This window comes from Rathayibacter sp. AY1A7, assembly GCF_002930845.1.
Lineage (GTDB): Bacteria > Actinomycetota > Actinomycetes > Actinomycetales > Microbacteriaceae > Rathayibacter.
This window is the reverse complement of record NZ_PSTL01000012.1, coordinates 18,744-34,447: the sequence shown is the minus strand read 5'-3', so window position 1 is coordinate 34,447 and position 15,704 is coordinate 18,744. Positions and strand designations below refer to the sequence as shown.

Here is a 15,704-nt window from a genome sequence, read left to right as displayed (position 1 = left end):
CGCTGGGAGAGAAGGAAGAACAACCGAGCCAGACCACCCCCGCTGGCTTGACAAACCTGATTGAGAATCCTTACCCAGACCGGACACACCGACGCCGCCGAGAAGTGGGCCGAGCTGCACGCCTGGTCCCCGGTCAACGACGAGCACGACCCGCACCGCGGCGACCGGTGGGACGACTGATGCTCACCGACTGGCGCAAGGCATGTGTTCGTTCTGCGCGGTGTTCGGATTACTGCGGCGGTCTCATCAGTCGCTAGAGCGCGGCGCTCTCGCGGGCCGCGTGGGCCTGCTGATGGCGGTAGAGCGTCGCTCGACTCCAGCCGACGAGTCGAGCGGCGTCCTCAGCGGTCCGGCCGCGCGCTCGCGCGTCCGCGGCGATGGCGAGTTTGTCCGCGATCACGACCGGATCCGACAGGGGCCGACCGAATCGAGTGCCGTTCGCGCGAGCGGCGGCGATGCCAGCGTTGACTCGTTCGACGATGAGTTCGCGCTCGTACTCCGCGAGTGTGGCGAGCATGTTCAGCATCAGTCGGCCTGTCGACGTCGACGGGTCGATGCCGTCCGAGATCGACCGGACCTGCACTCCGCGCTCGCGCAGCAGGTTCACCGTGTTCAGGACGTCGATCAGGGAGCGGCCGAGGCGGTCAATTCGCCAGACGACGACGGTGTCGCCGTCCTCGGCGTACTCGAGGAGCTTCTTCATTCCGGTCCGCTCGATCGCGGTCTTGCTGCCTGAGGTGACGTCCGCGAAGACGTCGCGCTTCTGCACGCCGGCGGCGACGAGCGCGTCGAGTTGCAGCTGCGCGTCCTGACTCGACGTGCTCACACGCGTATACCCCAGAAGGCTCATGAGCTCATTCTGACTCGGAAACACCCTCCGAGCCTCGTCTTGAGACGAAACTTAATGAGACGTCTTTTCAAGACGTTGGACGTCCCGAGAGCCCGGACTCGCTGAGTGCGGAGCGACCGCCGGACGGCGCGTCTCAGAAAGCTACTGTTTTTCGAGTCGGTCGAAGACAGAGCTCTCCCCTCCGCGAAGGAGGTGCGCTTTTCGAGTCCGCTACGCCTGGGGTGGGCGGCGGAGGGCCTTGGCGATCTTCTTGATGCGCTTCGCGGGAGCGCCGTTCTTGCCGAGCACGACGATGTAGACGAGCGGAGCGAAGACGGCGATCGCGAACAGCTCGGGGAGCTGCTCAGCGAAGGCGTTCAGGAAGTTCACCTCCTCCGGTGACTCGGGAAGCAGGATCGACATGACGAACCTCTCCGCGGGGGACGCGCGAGCGCGTCCGTTCGACACCGAGCCGGTCGGCTCGGCTTCACTGACTACTAGCAACCAGGTGTGTAGTCAGATGAGGAGGGGGCCAGGAGAGCTGGTGCTGCTCAAATCCGGGCCGGGCATGAAAAAAGCCGGCTCGAGGCCGGCGTGGTTTCGGTGGAGCGGTCGTGGTGGGTAGGGCGTCGCGGTCGAGCCGCGGGGTGTGATCGCTGCGTCGTCCGTTAACGCAGAAGACCAGCCGTTCGGCTGGTCTGGGCGCACTTGTAACAAGCGGTACTAGTTTGCGGTATCGGCCATGTCTCGCACAAGCCGTGAGCCAGTTCGCGGCCTAGCGCGAGCACACAGATTTCGCGTACGGGGAGAAGTCAAGGATCCGAAACGGCGAGCGAAGAGGAATGAAATGCGGCAGCACATGCCACGATCCCCACTTTAGATTTTGGGGTGGACGGTATGGAGTTGGTCAAGTCCAGGGCGTGAATCGGCCGTCGTCGTCGCGGGGTCGGCTTCGGAGTGCGGTGAGGCGGTTCAGGTAGGCGGCCTGAAGTTCGCTGAGCTTCACGTACTTCGTGTGATCGCCTTCGCGCTGGTAGTAGTCGAGAAGGCCCTGCTGAATCCACGCACGGATCGTCGCGCGGCGCTTCCGGATCCGTTTCGCTGCGGCGCTCAGCGTGTAGAGGTCGTGCGCGGCCTCGTCTGGCGAACGAGGGACCATTGTCCAGTCGTCGGCAGTTGTCCAGATGCGAGGTTCTGAGTCTTGCGCCACTAGCGGCAAGCGTAGCTCGGCGACGTGGCGGGTTTGGCCGTGTTCGGAAGAAGGCACCCAGAACTCCCCGGTACGGATCGATCACGAGCTGGAGGGACACGAGGTGGGGTGGACGGTCGGACCTAGATCCGGGATATGAAGCGACCGGCGTCATCACGCGGGCGCAGGCGTCGTGTTGTCAACGTCTGGCGATAGACGGCGAGGAGGTCGGCCTCCTTGATGTACTTCGCGTGGTCGCCGTCGATCATCTCGAAGGGCAGGAGGCCCTGTTGAATCCAGGCGCGGACGGTGGCGCGGCGGCGCTGAACGCGACGGGCGGCGGCGCTGATCGTGTAGAGCGTCTCGACGCGGTTGCCTGTGTCCAACTGGTCCGGCCTGATAGTCACAACCTCTACCGACTAATCGTGCTCCACTGGCCGCAAGCCTACAGAAGTCATTTCTAATGGGTCGGAAGCGCGTCGAGCTGAAGAGACTGGTTGAACAGGTCGAAGGGCACCTGGACGACGCGGGCGACCTTGGTGTCCCGCGAACGATCGTTCGCGGACCTTCCGCCTACGTCAGTGGTCCCGGCGGAGGCGAAGCGCGATCCATAGTCCGCATCGGCGGCAGATGAAGGCGGCTCCGTTGTTGAGCTGGTGGAGCTGGCGGCGGTTCTTGGGTCGGCCGCAGCACGAGCAGGTCAGAGGAGTGTCAGTGGGCACGAGAGGTGATCGCGTCGATGATCTGCGCAGTTGTCGGCGCCCCCGCGAGTCCAACTGGAGTCGCGTAGACGCGGCAGGCGAGGTCGTTCGTCTGCCCGGTCGTGGGGAAGAGGTCGGTCCCGTCGAGGGTGATCGTGGGTGATCCGGCGAAGGGTGCATTCGCGGCGTCTTCCGACGTTCGCAGCAGCCGGGTCTCGACCACCGCATCGGGGTGCCCTGTGGCGACGAGAGCTTCGCGGAGGCGCCCGATCGCTTCCGCTGAGTTCGGGCACGCGTCGATGTGGAGAACTTCGAATCTCATCTGCTGATCATGCGCCTCTGACGTGTGTACCCGTCGGGTCACGGACGAACCGGGGAATCAGCCGGACGAACACGACCATGCCGACGAGCTCCACGAGGGTCTGCGAGACGACGACGACAGGAGCGAGCGCGAGTGATGCGGGCAGCGCGAGCGCGAGCGGCAGGACGACGAGGGAGTTGCGGGTCGCGCCGCTGAACACGAGGGCGCGGGTCGCGGAGTACTCGAGGCGGAAGAGTCGCGCGACGCCCAGACCGGCGGCGGCCATGACGACGAGGAAGCCGGCGTAAATCGGGACGAGGACGAGCAGCTGTCCGGCGACCGCGCCGACGGCGCCGGCCTGGGAGGCGACGACCACGAACAGGGTCCCCATCATCAGCGGCACCATGAGCCCGAGCATCGTGGACTCGATGACCCGGCCCGCCCAGTGCCGCCGACCGAGGGCCTGCACGAGAGCGGCCGCGATGAGCGGTACGACGATGAGTAGCAGGAACGCGCGCGCAAACGGACCAATCTCGACCACGGCGACGCCCTCCGGTCCGAGGAAGAGCAGCAGGTATAGCGGGAGGAGCAGGATCTGCGCGAGCATCAGCAGCGGTGCCGCGGCGAGCAGCCGATCGGAGGCGCCGCCGGCAAGGCCGGCGAAGACGATCACGTAGTCGATGCACGGAGTCAGCAGCACCAGCAGCACCCCGAACAGCAGCGCGGGACTGTCAGCCACGAACCGGGACAGGCCGTAGGCGACGACGGGCACAACGACGAAGTTCAACACCCCGACCGCGGCGAGGAAACGACCGTCGCGCAGCGACCGGCCGATCGCAGCGAACGGGACGCCAAGGAACGTGGCGAACAGCAGCAGCGCGAGCACCGGCTCGATCGCGATCTCCAGGCTGTGCGCGGCGGGCAGCAGCAGTCCGAGCGCAGCTCCAGCGGCGATCGCGGCGAGGTAGAGCGGGATCTGGCGGTGTTCGAGCCAGGCGACGAGCGCGCTCACGACAGCACACCGGGAAGAAGGAAGGGCACGGGGTGCAACGGTAAACGTTCGAGCTGCTTGAAGGTCAAGCGGGGGTTCGAGTCGTAGGGTCGGCGTGTGCGGATCTCGGACGTCAGCAAGCGCAGCGGCGTCTCCGCGACGGCGCTGCGGTACTACGAGTCCATCGGGCTCATCACCCCGGGCCGCAGCGGCAACGGGTACCGCGACTACGACGCGGACGTGCTCGCACGCCTGGACCTCATCGAGTCCAGCAAGGAACTCGGCCTCCCGCTCGAGGAGATCGGCCGTCACCTGCGCACCCTCGAGACAACCTCCTGCACCGACGTCCGCGATGCGCTCCGCCCGCTCCTCGCGGAACGAGTCCGGCAGCTGGACGAGAAGCGCGCGCGACTGGATGAGCTGCGCTCTCGCCTCGACCGCGCCGACCACGACCTCGCCGCGTGCCCCGACCGGGACGAGCTCTGCTCGACCGAGTGCATCTTCCGCACCCGCGGACAACACCAGTGACGACAGATCGATCGGGTGCGCTCCGTGCACCCCGAGCATCAGTGCTCCCGCGGCGTGTTCACGTCTGCGAGCCGTTCGAAGCGGCTCATCGGCGTTGTTCTGCCGCTGGTGGTGGCGGAGGTCGCTGACATGATGACCGGATGCTGATCGCGTACGTGGACGAGTCCTACACCCAGGACTTCTACTTCATCGGCGCTGCCGTAACGACACAGGAGAAGTGGGAGCAGCTCGAGCACGGCTACGCCGCTCTCCGGGAGCAGATCGCCGCGGACCACGGGGTCCCGGCGGATGTCGAGTTCCACGGGCACGAGCTGATGGGCGGCGCCGGCGAGTGGGCTCCTCTGCGGGGGAAGCATCGTGAGGCGGCCGGCATCTACGCGGCCGCGTTGCGGATCGCGCAGGAGGCTGAGGTCCGCTACCTGTTCCGTGGCGTGGACGTGAAGCGTCTGAACGCTCGGTACCGGTACCCGGAGCAGCCGCACAAGATCGTGCTGCAGCACCTGCTCGAGCGGGTGAACGAGTACCGCCGTGACGTCTTCTCCTTCGATACCGAGGAGGTGATCGTCGTAGCCGACGAGATCGCGACACAGGAGGAGCACCGGGGGCAGTTCGAGAGCTACCGGTCACTGGGCACGCCGGGCTACCTGACGAGCCGCCTTGACCTGATTTCCTCCCCGATCCAGTTCGCGTCCTCGAGGAACGCCGCCGGGGTGCAAGCGGCCGACCTCGCGATCTACCTGCACCGGCGTCAGCAGACGGTGACGGAGACGCACCCAAAGTCCGCGGCGACGATGGCGCGCCTAGGCGCTCTGATCGACGCGTCGACGTCGCACGACCGGATCTGGACGCCTTAAAAACGAAGACCCCGCTAGGCGGGGTCTTCGGCTGGCAACGTTCCGGGAACCGGCCCGTTGTGACGATCACGATACACGCGGATCCTGGGCGAGTCACGGCGTCACGGACGTCGCCGCTCGATGAGGATCGTGTCGCGCCACCGGCCGGCAGCTGGCCCGTATGTCATCTGCGCGATGCGCTCCCGGGTACCCACGCGCCGGAATCCCGCGCGGTCGTGGAGGGCGAGGCTGGCGGTGTTCTCGGGGAAGATGCTCGACTGAATCGTGCACAGGTCCGCGTCGTCCGCCGCGGCGATGAGCGCGGCCAGCAGCCTGGATCCGACGCCGCGGCCGCGTGAGGTGGCGGTGATGTAGACGGAGTGCTCGACCACGCCCCGGTAGATGGGCCGGGCCGAGACCTCCGACAACGCGGCCCAGCCGAGGATCTGTTCTCCGTCGACGGCGACCAGGCGCCCGACGTCGAGCTTCCCCGCATCGAACGCCTCCCACGTCGGCGACTCGGCCTCGAACGTGGCGTGCCCGGTCTCGATCCACTCACGGTAGATCGCCTCGACCGCCGCCCAGTCCTCGGGGAGCATCGGCCGGATCGCGGTCACGAGCAGCAGCTCCCTCCGGCGGATCCGATGTCGGTGGAGCAGACGCCGGTTTCGGGGAGCACCAGCTGCACGCGCCGGGCGGCGGCGTGATCGCCGGCAAGTTCGTCCGCGATCGAGCGGACCTGCTCATAGCCGGTGACGAGCAGGAAGGTCGGCGCCCTGCCGTACGACTTCATCCCCGCGATGAAGAAGTTCGGCTCCGGGTGGGCGAGTTCCGCGACGCCGTGGGGGTCGACGGTGCCGCAGGAGTGCAGGTTCGGGTCGATGAGCGAGGCGAGTGCGCGGGGCGCTTCCACGATCTCGTCCAGGGAGACGCGGATCTCGCGCAGCATGTCGAGGTCGGGCCGGAACCCGGTGGCCTGCACCACGACATCGACTTCCACACTCTCGCGCTCCTTCCGGCGCCGCCCCATCACCGTGACACCACCGGAGGAGGTCTTCTCGAGGCGGTCGATTTCGAAGCGGTCCAGAAGAGTGATCGCGCCGTCGAGGACGAGCTGGTGCACGGTGCCGCCGAGCTTGCCGCGCTCCTCGAGCTCGTCATCGCCGGATCCGAAGACGCGCAGCGGGCTGGTGCCGCGAATCGCCCACGTGATCCTCGTCTCCGGTTCCTCGCGGGCGAGACGGGCGAGCTTGATCAGGGTGTTCGCGGCGGAGTGGCCGGCGCCGACGACGAGGACGCTCTTTCCGGCGAATCGGGCGCGGTCGGCGCCGAGCGCGTCCGGCAGTGCGTGACTGAGATGCTCCGCGACATCGAGGACACCGATTGGGTCCAGGCCCGCGGAGGCAAGCGCGTTGGGCGTGGAGTAGGTGCCGGAGGTGTCAATGACGGCGCGGGCGGTGACGTCGGTGACGCCCTCCGGGGTGTCCAAGCGCAGCAGGAACGGGGTCGCAGCGCGACCGGTGGAGCGGGTGCGATCCATACCCTCACGAGAGACGGCGGTCACACGGGAGCGGTAGTGGATAAGCGGGGCGAGCTGCGGGGTCGCGGCGAGGGGCGCGAGGTAGTCGCGGACGAACTCGTGCCCGGTGGGCAGCTTTTTCGAGGCGGGCGCCTCCCAGCCGGCGGCGTCGAGCAGGCGCCCGGCAGCGGAGTCGACCAGGTACTCCCACGGCGAGAACAGGCGAGTGTGACCCCACTGCTGCACCGCGGCGCCGGCACTCTCGCCTGCTTCGTAGACCACGACGTCGAGGCCGCGCTCGAGCAGCTGCGCGGCAGCCGCGAGACCCACGGGGCCCGCGCCGATGACGGCGACGGGGAGGCCGGTGAGGCGGCGCTCGTCGGTGCGGGGCGGGACGGTCAGCAGCATGGTCATCAGGTGCACTCCTCAACATCGACGATCATCGATGGACCGAGTCTGCCCCGCTATATCGATGACTGTCAATGTGTGGGAGGGTGGAGGCATGGCGACGACCGAGCTGACTCTCACCGCGGCAGCGGCCGCGTGCTGCGCGCCGCTCGCGCGCGAGCCGCTGAGCGCGGAGGGCGCGGAGCTGCTGGCGCGGGCGTTGAAGGCGATGGCGGATCCGGCGAGGCTTCGCCTGGTGTCGATCGTGGCATCCAGCGCGACGGGCGAGGTGTGCGTGTGCGACTTCACGGAGCCGGTCGGGCTGAGTCAGCCGACCGTGTCGCACCACTTGAAGGTCCTCGTGGACGCCGGGATCCTGGCCCGCGAGAAGCGCGGCACGTGGGCGTACTTCTCCCTCGTTCCTGGCGCGCTCGACTCCCTCGCGGGGATGCTCACCCGCGTCTGATCAGGCGGCCGTGACCCTCGCCGCGAGGGCGTCGACGCGCGCGGCGAGCTCGTCGTAGGCGGCATCGAACGCGGCGTCTGTGCCAGCGGGCACCGGGTCGGGGATCGACCAGTGCAGCGCCTCCGAGCCGAGTTCCTCGTGCGCGGCATCGCAGACGGTGATCACGAGGTCGGTGTCCGCGGCGACGTCCGCGAACTGCTGCGGGGCGCCTTCGGGTAGGGGGAGGCCGTGACGTTCGGCGGTCGCGATCGCGCCGGCGGCCACCGCGGTGGCCGGGTGGGTGCCGGCGGAGGCGACGGGGATGGGGCTGCGCTGCGACCAGAGCTGCGCGGCGAGCTGGGAGCGGGCGGAGTTCGCGGTGCACACGAACAGCACCCGCCGCGCGGCGGCGGTGGTCGACGGTCCGAGCTGGTCGAAGGCGCCGGGGACCAGGTGGACGTAGCTGCGGCGCCGGTCCGCCTCCGAGCGGCGACGGAGGATCATGCCCTCACGCTCGAGGACGGCGAGGTGGTGCGCGACGAGGTTCGAGGGCATCCCCAGCCGGTCCTGCAGCTCCCGCGGCGCCAGGTCCCCGAGGGTGAGGAGGTCCGTGATCCGGAGTCGTGCGGGGTCGCTGAGGGCGGCGTGCCGGGCGGCTCGCGCTTCCAATTCGGTTCGCTCCGTGTTCATTGACTCAATCTTGACTGAGTGATCGGGAGCGGTCAAGATGGCCGACGACATGGACACCACCTCCCCTCCTCCGCTCGCTCGTCGAGCCGTGGCCGAGCTCCTCGGCACGGGCCTGCTCGTCGCGATCGTCGTCGGCTCCGGTATCGCCGTACAGACCCTTTCGCCGGACGACGTCGGTCTGCAACTGCTGGAGAACTCCCTCGCGACCGCGCTGGGACTGGCGGTACTGATCCTCGTCTTCGGCCCGGTGTCGGGTGCGCACTTCAACCCGCTCGTGTCCGCCGTCGACGCGCTCCTCGGTCGTCGCGACCGCACCGGCCTGTCGGGGCGGGAGCTGGCGGTGTTCGTCGGCGCGCAGCTGCTCGGCGGCATCGGCGGCGCGGTCCTCGCGAACGCGATGTTCGAGGTCCCGACCGGATTCGCGACGACCGAGCGGGTCACCGCCGGGCACCTGCTCGGGGAGGTCGTCGCCACCGCGGGCCTGGTCCTCGTGATCCTCTCCCTCGCCCGCACGAACCGCGGCCCGCTCGCGGCGGCCGGGGTCGGCGCGTACATCGGTGCGGCGTACTGGTTCACGTCCTCGACCTCGTTCGCGAACCCCGCCGTGACCGTCGGCCGCGTCTTCACCGACACCTTCGCCGGCATCGCCCCCACCTCCGTCCTGCCGTTCATCGCCGCGCAGCTCGCCGGTGCGGCGGTCGGCGTCGGCATCGCCGTGTTCCTCTTCCCGGGCGCCGCCCGGGCCGCCGGGAACCTCGTCGTCCCGGCCACCTCGACCTCTTCACACGTCTGATCCGGAAGGCCCATCTGATGCATCTCGTCGCCATCGGCGGCAGCGACGCGGGGATCTCCGCCGCGCTGCGCGCCCGCGAGCTCGACCCGTCCGTCGACGTGACCGTCGTCGTCGCCGACTCCTACCCGAACTTCTCCATCTGCGGGATCCCGTACTACTTCTCCCGCGAAGTGCAGCCGTGGCAGTCGCTCGCGCACCGCACCCACGCCGACCTCGAAGCCACCGGCATGACCCTGCGCCTGGACACCTTCGCGACCGACATCGACGTCGCCGGACACCAGCTCACCGTCCGCACCCCCGACGGGACGCTCGACCGCATCGGGTACGACGAACTGATCGTCGGCACCGGCGCCCTCGCCTCTTCCGCCGGGATCGCCGGAGTGGACGAGCTGGGGCCGGAGGACGGAGTGCACGTGCTGCACTCGATGGGCGACACCTTCGCGCTCGAGCGGTTCCTCGACAGCCGCGACCCGCAGACCGCGATCATCGTCGGCGCCGGCTACGTCGGCCTCGAGATGGCCGAAGCCCTCACCGTCCGCGGCCTCCAGGTCACTCAGCTCCAGCGCGGCCCGGAAGTGCTCTCCACCCTCGACCCCGAACTCGGCGCCCTCGTCCACACCGAACTCGACCAGCACGGCGTCGAGGTCCTCACCCGCACGACTGTCGCCTCGATCGAGAAGACCGCGACCGGCCTCGCCGTGCACGCCGACCACGACGGCACACCCCTCACCCGCACCGCCGACGTCGTCCTCCTCGTCGTCGGCGTGAAGCCGAACACCGACCTCCTCGCCCGCGCCGGAGCCTCCCTCGGCGCCGGCCGCGCCGTCGTCGTGGACGAGGCAATGCGCACCGGCCTCCCGCACGTCTTCGCCGCGGGCGACGGAGTGACCACCCACCACCGCCTCCTCGGCAGCACCTACCTGCCACTGGGCACCACCGCGCACAAGCAGGGACGGGTGGCCGGCGAGAACGCCCTCGGCGGCGACGCCCGGTTCGCCGGCTCCGTCGGCACGCAGGTCGTGAAGGTGTTCGATCTGGTCGCCTCCCGGACCGGACTGCGCGAGCACGAAGCCTTCGCCGCCGGATTCGCTCCGGCGACGACGACCGCGGTTGCGGACGACCACAAGCGCTACTACCCGGGCGCGCAGCCGATCACGATCCGCATCACCGGTGACACCCGCGACGGACGTCTGCTCGGCGCGCAGCTCGTCGGACACCTCGGGACCGAGACCGCCAAGCGCGTCGACACTTACGCGACCGCCCTGTTCGCCGGGCTCACCGTCGAGCAGGTCTCCGACCTCGACCTCTCCTACACGCCCCCGCTCGGCTCACCGTGGGACGCCGTGCAGATCGCCACCCAGACCTGGACCCGCACCACGACCGGAAGCAGCATCCCCGCATGACCGAGAAGCCCACTGTCCTCTTCCTCTGCCAGCACAACGCCGGCCGCTCCCAACTCGGCGCAGGCCTGCTCGAAGTCCTCGCCAGCGACCGCTACACCGCCACCTCCGCCGGCCTCTCGCCCGCCGACATCGTGAATCCCGCGATCGCAGCGACCGTCGCAGAGCTCGGCCTCGACATCAGCGACCGCACCCCTCGCGCCGTCACGGTCGAGGACCTCGAGAACGCGGACATCGTCGTCGCGATGAAGCCCGGCCTCACCCTGCCAGCAACCCCGTCCGGCCGGTTCCTGGAGTGGAAGTTCCCCGACCCGACCGACTGGAGCGCCGAGAGCGTCCGCCCCCTCCGCGAGGCCGTCGCTGCTCGAATCCGGACCGAGCTCCTCGACTAGACGCGACTCGGAGCCACAGAGCGCGCAAGATCGCAGGCTCGGTTCGGTCCGCTACGGTCTCTTGCGCTCCTGAGCGCGACCCTCCGGCTCGGCCTTGCCTTCAGCGACACCGTGTGGTGCGTTCATCGGTTGAGACCGCGGCTCTGTTCTGAGTGGGATGTAGGCCGACCAGTCTCGTTGGGCGGTGGTGGCCCACCGGTTGAGCGATTGGGCTCCGATCCCGGTGAGTTCCTCGAGGGGGCCGAGCGGGATCTTGCCGGCGAGGTTGAAGCGGGCTGCGCTGCGCAGTCGTGCAGCGCTGAAGCTGTGCCGTTTCAGCTCGGATCCGAGGGTGGACGGCTGCACCGGCTGTCCGGCTTTCATCGAGGGGAACAGCCATCCTTGTCCGGGATCTTCGAGCCAGGGGCGCGGAGCATCTCGGAGTTCGAGCGTGAGCTGCGCCAGGACCGGCGGGAGCCGGACGGGTTCGTCTCCGAGCCGGATTGAGACGCTGTTGTGGAGTTCGCTGACGTCGATCTGGGCGCGGGTAAGAGTGACCAGGTGAGTCAAGCGTTGCCCGAACAGGGCGACGAGCAGGCCCGCTACCCGAGCGCGAAGCGGGATTCTTCCGTCCTCGCAGAGCGTGGTGATCGCGGCGAGGAGTTCGGTCTGGGTCTGACCTGGGCTGGGTGTGGTGGGCTGACGGATGACCAACTCGACATCGCCGAGGAGGCGGGCGCCGTGAGCCCACCTTAGGAACGCACTGAGGGCGCTCTGGTCCATGCGCTCATCGAGGACGAACTGCTCCAGCTGCGATTGACGCACCGATCCGAGGTCGGTGTCGGAGTGCGCGAGGTGGCGGAGGAAGCGGTCGGCGGCCTCGATCTTCTGATGAGCTCGGCTTGCCGCGGAGACGCTCAACGGCGATCGCGCGGCGCGTCTGCGCAGGTCGTTGATGATCTCCCAGGTGGCATAGCGGCGCAGCAGTGGCCGGTGCTCAACGGATGCCGCGTCTATCGCCGCGTGGACGCGCCGCTCGGCGCGGACGAGGCGTTCGTCACGTCCGGGCAGCAACCCGACCGCGACCAGTAGATCTCGGACGTAGTCGACTGCTCGCCTGGGTGTGGCGCGATCGAGACTGTCGTGGTTGAGGGTGAGGCGGTCGTTGACGAGGTCACGGATGAGCGCGGCGCTGGCGCTTCGTGTGGTCCAGGCGGCGAGGGTGTGGCTGCGGTGTGAGGCGATGAGGTAGTCGCGCAGCGGCTGGAACACCTCGTTGACGGTCCCATCGTCGCGCGTGATCAACGTCAGGCTGCGCGCCTGGACAGCGCAGGGCGCGCAGAGGCGTCCGATGAGGTCCGTTTCCCCGCCGCATTCGCGGCAGCTGAATCGAGCAGGGACTCCGGCGCAGCTGGCGCAGCAGGGCTCGCCCGCGGGGTCGAGGTAGGCGATGATGCGCGACTCGCCGCAGGTCCGGCAGGGGAGAGGGACGCGGCGGATCTGGTTGTAGCAGCGCAGGCAGTGGGCTCCGCCGAGGAGGTAGCCGGTGATCTTCGCGGTCTGCCCGCACCTGCTGCAGGGCAGCACGGTCCCGGCGGCGCAGCGGGCACAGACAGGCCCGTCGATCGTGCGTTCCTGGATCAGTCCGGGTCGGTTGCAGCGGCTGCAGATTTTGCGCGCCTCTGGCCGGTGACGCCAGCAGCTCGAGCAGATACCGCCCTCGGCTGCGCGAGCCATGATCGTGCGGTGTCGGCCACAGCCAGCGCACTCGCGTCGGCCCGCGGCGCCTTCGCAGCGACCGCAGACCCGTCTCCCGTCGGCGAGCGTCTTCGTCAGCAGCCGGGCATCGCCGCAACTCAGGCACCGCGGAAGCACGACCTGCACCAGCCCATCTCGAGTGAGGTCGTGCAGAAAGCGCTGCGCGACGCGCGGCATGTAAGCGTCACCCGACACCGCGAAATCGGGACGGCCCTGAACGTGATGCCGCAGCCGAGTTTGACTGTTCGACGTCGGCACGTACCGCTCCACCAACTCCTTGACCTCGGCGACCGTCAGGGTCGTGAAGACGTCGCAGGATTGGTGCAGGCACTCGACCAACATGGTGACTTGGTCGCTGCGTGGGGGCGTCACCGAGGCGTGTCAGTCCGCGCGGCGGATGGTCGCCGGAATGGGGCGCAGATCCCCGATCGAGGGTCCCTTGCGGCGCCCGGCAGCGGTTGCGGCGACCTGTGTCACGGTTCCGGTCTTGGTGAAGGTGACCAGCTCCGCCGGGCTGCAGTCGAGGATGTCGCAGAGCGCTCCGAACACATCCATGTTCAGCCGTGCCGGCTTGGAGGTCACCAGGCGATAGATCTGCTCGCGGGAGAGCTGGACTCCCCGCTCGCTCAGCAGAGGCACCAGATCCGTCGTCTTGAACAGACCCTTCTGAGCCATCAGCTGGCGGAGGTTCCATGTCATCTCGATCGCGGTCATCGCGTGCTCTCCTCCTGATAGACGTTCGCCAGCGCGCGCGCCAGGATCCGATTCTTGTAGTCGTTGCTGACCGAGGTGTAGAGCGCCGTCGTCGACGAGTAGGCGTGGCCCACCTGCTCCTGAACGAAGCGCTCGGGGTACCCGAACTCGATCAGATGCGTGACGTAGGAGTGGCGCAGGCTGTGCAGGGTGAGCGCCGAATCCAGTCCCGCGCCCTCGCGCAGCGCCGCGAACCGAGAGTCCAGGTGACGGACTGAGACTCGGGCTCGGCGTTCCGTCAACCAGAGCGCCGAGCTGTCCGTCTCGCCATAGAGAGGCCGCGCCTGCTCCACCCACTGGCGAAGGCCGTGGATAGCCCACTCGAACTCCGGAACCGCGAGCACTGAGCGACGGCGGGCAGGGCCGCCGCGTCGGGACTTCCCGTGACGGACATGCACCATCCCGTAGGTGCCCCACGCGGGTGCTTCCGGGTTCGGATGCAGATCGGTCACATCCAGCATCCGCGCTTCATTACGGCGCAGACCGAACGCGTAGATGGTCTTCAACATCTGCGCATCCCGCAGAGCCCCCAACGCGCCCTTCTTACCCTGCTCAGTGATCCGGTCGATCTCCGCGTCCACGTGGGCGAAGAAGACCTCGAGCTCGTCGTAGCTGAACGGGCGCCGCGCGGGCCGCGCCTCGAACTCGGCAACGTGAGCGTGGGTGTTCCAGTCGTGACAGACCTGCACCGGGTGCGTGCCGAACCGCTTCTCACAGACCACCGGCCAGTCGTAGCGGGGATCGGTGATGAACGCCGAGAACCCGCGGATCATCAGGTGATAGCTGCGGATCGTCGACTTCGCGAGCGGCTTCGGACCCGACAACAGCGACGCAGTGAACTCCTCGACATCTGCCGCACGCCAGTTCCACGGATAGTCATCAAGGAACAGCCGCAGACGACGAATCAACCCGAGACGGCTGGAAACGGTAACCACGTCCAGACCGCGAGCGCGCATCTGCCGCTCCCACCCCGTCAACATCTCCTGGAACGTCTGCTGCTCCGGCGCGATCAACGTCACCGGCGCCAACGCCCGAAGCGTTCGATCCATCACCACACCACCCGATCTGACTGCAACAAAGTTGCATCAAATGCATCATAACCGGGCGGTGCTGGCACCCGAGACGCAGGAGTCGACCGGCTGCTCGAAGTGATTCCGAGCCAGGCGGCGCTCATTTCGGGGTTCGGAGGGGGCGAGCCCCCTCGGAACCCCCGTGAATCCCGATTCGGGGCGCTGCCGCGGCGGCGACGGAGCGCCGCACGGTGGAGCCGCTTCGCGGCCGAGCTTGGAGGGGCCTTGTTCACCTCTCCGCGGTCCGACCCTAATTCGCTTCGCCGGCTGCGTGCCGCGGATCCCCGACGCGGTCGCGTGCTCCCTTGTACCGCCAGGGATCCGCGGCACTTCGCCGTCTCCGCTCGAACGGATCTACCCGCCGGAGAGGCAAACAAAAACGATCAGTCAGACTCAGCAGTGACAGACGTCAAGTCGGGAGAATCGAGATGATGCAGCAGAAGCAACTTGGCCTGATTGTCTAATCGAAACCGTCATGCGTGCAGTGCACCATGACCTACCGGGTGCTCGAGAAGAAGGGCATCGAGTACACCACCGTCGACATCACCACCAACCCCGCAGCGCTCGCGTACGTCACGGAGGAGCTGGGCTACTCCGCCGCCCCCGTGGTCGTCGCGAGCGACCAGGACCACTGGTCGGGGTTCCGCCCCGACCTCATCGAGAAGCACGCCGCATGACCGGCCCGGACATCACCGGTGACGACTACCGGGCCGGGTACCTCGCCGGACAAGCCGACCGGCAAGGCGAAGTCGACTGGCTGGAGAACGAGGCCGACCGGCTCTACCGCCTCGCCTACGGCGACGAGCGCCGCGTCCAGGACCTCACCGTCACACGCGCCGAGCTCGAACAGCGCAGAGCGCTGTCCGAGCCGCCGGTCGAGGTCACCCGCCGCGACGCTCTGGCGTCCTGGGGCATCGAGACACCCCCCACCGACACCCCCGCGGCCGAGGCCGCGAACGAGAACCTGTCGACGCCGACGGGACCCACCAACCGCACGAGCAGGAGTCTCAATGAGCACGTCAAGGCGTCCCGACTGTCTTCTCCGTGGCGCGAGGCCCACGATCACCCGGTCGACGGTGAGCGTTGGAACCGTCCGGCGGCGCGCCTGGGATAACGATCAGTTCAGTTAGCTGACGGCGGCCTTCG

General features: G+C 68.2%; 19 protein-coding genes and 1 pseudogene. 8 read left to right on the top strand and 12 right to left on the bottom strand.

The features are described from left to right. Nucleotides 1-253: 253 nt before the first annotated feature. From C5B95_RS10680 to C5B95_RS10655, 6 genes are all read right to left on the bottom strand, one after another. Nucleotides 254-850 (bottom strand): recombinase family protein, encoded by a 597-nt coding sequence (locus C5B95_RS10680; RefSeq protein ID WP_104349135.1) that lies wholly within the window; start codon nucleotides 848-850, stop codon nucleotides 254-256. A 210-nt stretch (nucleotides 851-1,060) separates the two neighbouring features. Further along, nucleotides 1,061-1,252 (bottom strand): hypothetical protein, encoded by a 192-nt coding sequence (locus tag C5B95_RS10675; protein WP_104349134.1) that lies wholly within the window; start codon nucleotides 1,250-1,252, stop codon nucleotides 1,061-1,063. 484 nt (nucleotides 1,253-1,736) lie between these two features. Next, complete coding sequence (locus C5B95_RS10670; protein ID WP_146076567.1) at nucleotides 1,737-2,096, bottom strand: hypothetical protein; 360 nt, start codon at nucleotides 2,094-2,096, stop codon at nucleotides 1,737-1,739. 65 nt (nucleotides 2,097-2,161) lie between these two features. Then, nucleotides 2,162-2,404, bottom strand: coding sequence for a helix-turn-helix domain-containing protein (locus C5B95_RS10665; RefSeq protein ID WP_146076566.1), 243 nt, complete (start codon nucleotides 2,402-2,404; stop codon nucleotides 2,162-2,164). A gap of 325 nt (nucleotides 2,405-2,729) precedes the next feature. After that, complete coding sequence (locus C5B95_RS10660; RefSeq protein ID WP_104349131.1) at nucleotides 2,730-3,041, bottom strand: thioredoxin family protein; 312 nt, start codon at nucleotides 3,039-3,041, stop codon at nucleotides 2,730-2,732. 7 nt (nucleotides 3,042-3,048) lie between these two features. Further along, nucleotides 3,049-4,032, bottom strand: a complete 984-nt coding sequence (locus tag C5B95_RS10655) for a bile acid:sodium symporter (protein ID WP_104349130.1) — start codon at nucleotides 4,030-4,032, stop codon at nucleotides 3,049-3,051. Between the two features lie 96 nt (nucleotides 4,033-4,128). Here C5B95_RS10655 and C5B95_RS10650 point away from each other — a divergent pair, with 96 nt between their 5' ends. Both C5B95_RS10650 and C5B95_RS10645 read left to right on the top strand, forming a co-directional pair. Then, the gene (locus C5B95_RS10650) at nucleotides 4,129-4,539 is read left to right on the top strand and encodes a MerR family transcriptional regulator (RefSeq protein ID WP_104349129.1); all 411 of its coding nucleotides are present in this window, start codon (nucleotides 4,129-4,131) and stop codon (nucleotides 4,537-4,539) included. A 140-nt stretch (nucleotides 4,540-4,679) separates the two neighbouring features. After that, a complete protein-coding gene (locus tag C5B95_RS10645) occupies nucleotides 4,680-5,393 on the top strand; it encodes a DUF3800 domain-containing protein (protein WP_104349128.1) in 714 nt (237 codons plus the stop codon). Between the two features lie 101 nt (nucleotides 5,394-5,494). On the opposite strand, the gene C5B95_RS10640 is transcribed toward C5B95_RS10645, so the two are convergent. Beyond that, entirely contained in the window at nucleotides 5,495-5,971 is a 477-nt protein-coding gene (locus tag C5B95_RS10640; protein ID WP_104349172.1) for a GNAT family N-acetyltransferase, read from the bottom strand. 14 nt (nucleotides 5,972-5,985) lie between these two features. Continuing rightward, on the bottom strand, nucleotides 5,986-7,305 hold the full coding sequence (locus C5B95_RS10635; protein ID WP_104349127.1) for an FAD-dependent oxidoreductase: 1,320 nt from the start codon (nucleotides 7,303-7,305) through the stop codon (nucleotides 5,986-5,988). Nucleotides 7,306-7,393: 88 nt separating this feature from the next. On the opposite strand from C5B95_RS10635, the gene C5B95_RS10630 reads away from it, so the two are divergent. Next, nucleotides 7,394-7,744 (top strand): helix-turn-helix transcriptional regulator, encoded by a 351-nt coding sequence (locus tag C5B95_RS10630; RefSeq protein ID WP_104349126.1) that lies wholly within the window; start codon nucleotides 7,394-7,396, stop codon nucleotides 7,742-7,744. Here the strand turns inward: C5B95_RS10630 and C5B95_RS10625 are convergent, their stop codons facing one another. Next, nucleotides 7,745-8,413: a helix-turn-helix domain-containing protein gene (locus C5B95_RS10625; protein ID WP_104349125.1), complete on the bottom strand. Its 669-nt coding sequence runs from the start codon at nucleotides 8,411-8,413 to the stop codon at nucleotides 7,745-7,747. A gap of 37 nt (nucleotides 8,414-8,450) precedes the next feature. Here C5B95_RS10625 and C5B95_RS10620 point away from each other — a divergent pair, with 37 nt between their 5' ends. The 3 genes from C5B95_RS10620 to C5B95_RS10610 are packed head-to-tail and all read left to right on the top strand — an operon-like array spanning nucleotide 8,451 to nucleotide 10,998. Beyond that, a complete protein-coding gene (locus C5B95_RS10620) occupies nucleotides 8,451-9,206 on the top strand; it encodes an MIP/aquaporin family protein (RefSeq protein WP_258059947.1) in 756 nt (251 codons plus the stop codon). A 17-nt stretch (nucleotides 9,207-9,223) separates the two neighbouring features. Then, a complete protein-coding gene (locus tag C5B95_RS10615) occupies nucleotides 9,224-10,609 on the top strand; it encodes an FAD-dependent oxidoreductase (RefSeq protein WP_104349124.1) in 1,386 nt (461 codons plus the stop codon). Further along, the gene (locus C5B95_RS10610; RefSeq protein ID WP_104349123.1) at nucleotides 10,606-10,998 is read left to right on the top strand and encodes a low molecular weight phosphatase family protein; all 393 of its coding nucleotides are present in this window, start codon (nucleotides 10,606-10,608) and stop codon (nucleotides 10,996-10,998) included. The genes C5B95_RS10615 and C5B95_RS10610 overlap by 4 nt, the downstream gene beginning before the upstream one ends. 51 nt (nucleotides 10,999-11,049) lie before the next feature. Here C5B95_RS10610 and C5B95_RS10605 read toward each other — a convergent pair whose 3' ends face one another. The 3 genes from C5B95_RS10605 to C5B95_RS10595 are packed head-to-tail and all read right to left on the bottom strand — an operon-like array spanning nucleotide 11,050 to nucleotide 14,537. After that, the gene (locus C5B95_RS10605) at nucleotides 11,050-13,077 is read right to left on the bottom strand and encodes a hypothetical protein (protein WP_146076565.1); all 2,028 of its coding nucleotides are present in this window, start codon (nucleotides 13,075-13,077) and stop codon (nucleotides 11,050-11,052) included. A 39-nt stretch (nucleotides 13,078-13,116) separates the two neighbouring features. Next, a complete protein-coding gene (locus C5B95_RS10600) occupies nucleotides 13,117-13,449 on the bottom strand; it encodes a helix-turn-helix transcriptional regulator (protein ID WP_104273033.1) in 333 nt (110 codons plus the stop codon). Beyond that, on the bottom strand, nucleotides 13,446-14,537 hold the full coding sequence (locus C5B95_RS10595; RefSeq protein ID WP_181068056.1) for a tyrosine-type recombinase/integrase: 1,092 nt from the start codon (nucleotides 14,535-14,537) through the stop codon (nucleotides 13,446-13,448). The genes C5B95_RS10600 and C5B95_RS10595 overlap by 4 nt, the downstream gene beginning before the upstream one ends. Before the next feature lie 485 nt (nucleotides 14,538-15,022). Between C5B95_RS10595 and nrdH the strand changes: the two are divergent. Continuing rightward, nucleotides 15,023-15,235, top strand: a pseudogene (gene nrdH, locus C5B95_RS10590) (glutaredoxin-like protein NrdH); the annotation flags it as partial. Next, nucleotides 15,232-15,672, top strand: a complete 441-nt coding sequence (locus C5B95_RS10585) for a hypothetical protein (protein WP_104349121.1) — start codon at nucleotides 15,232-15,234, stop codon at nucleotides 15,670-15,672. The pseudogene nrdH and the gene C5B95_RS10585, both read left to right, overlap by 4 nt. Nucleotides 15,673-15,704 lie beyond the last annotated feature (32 nt).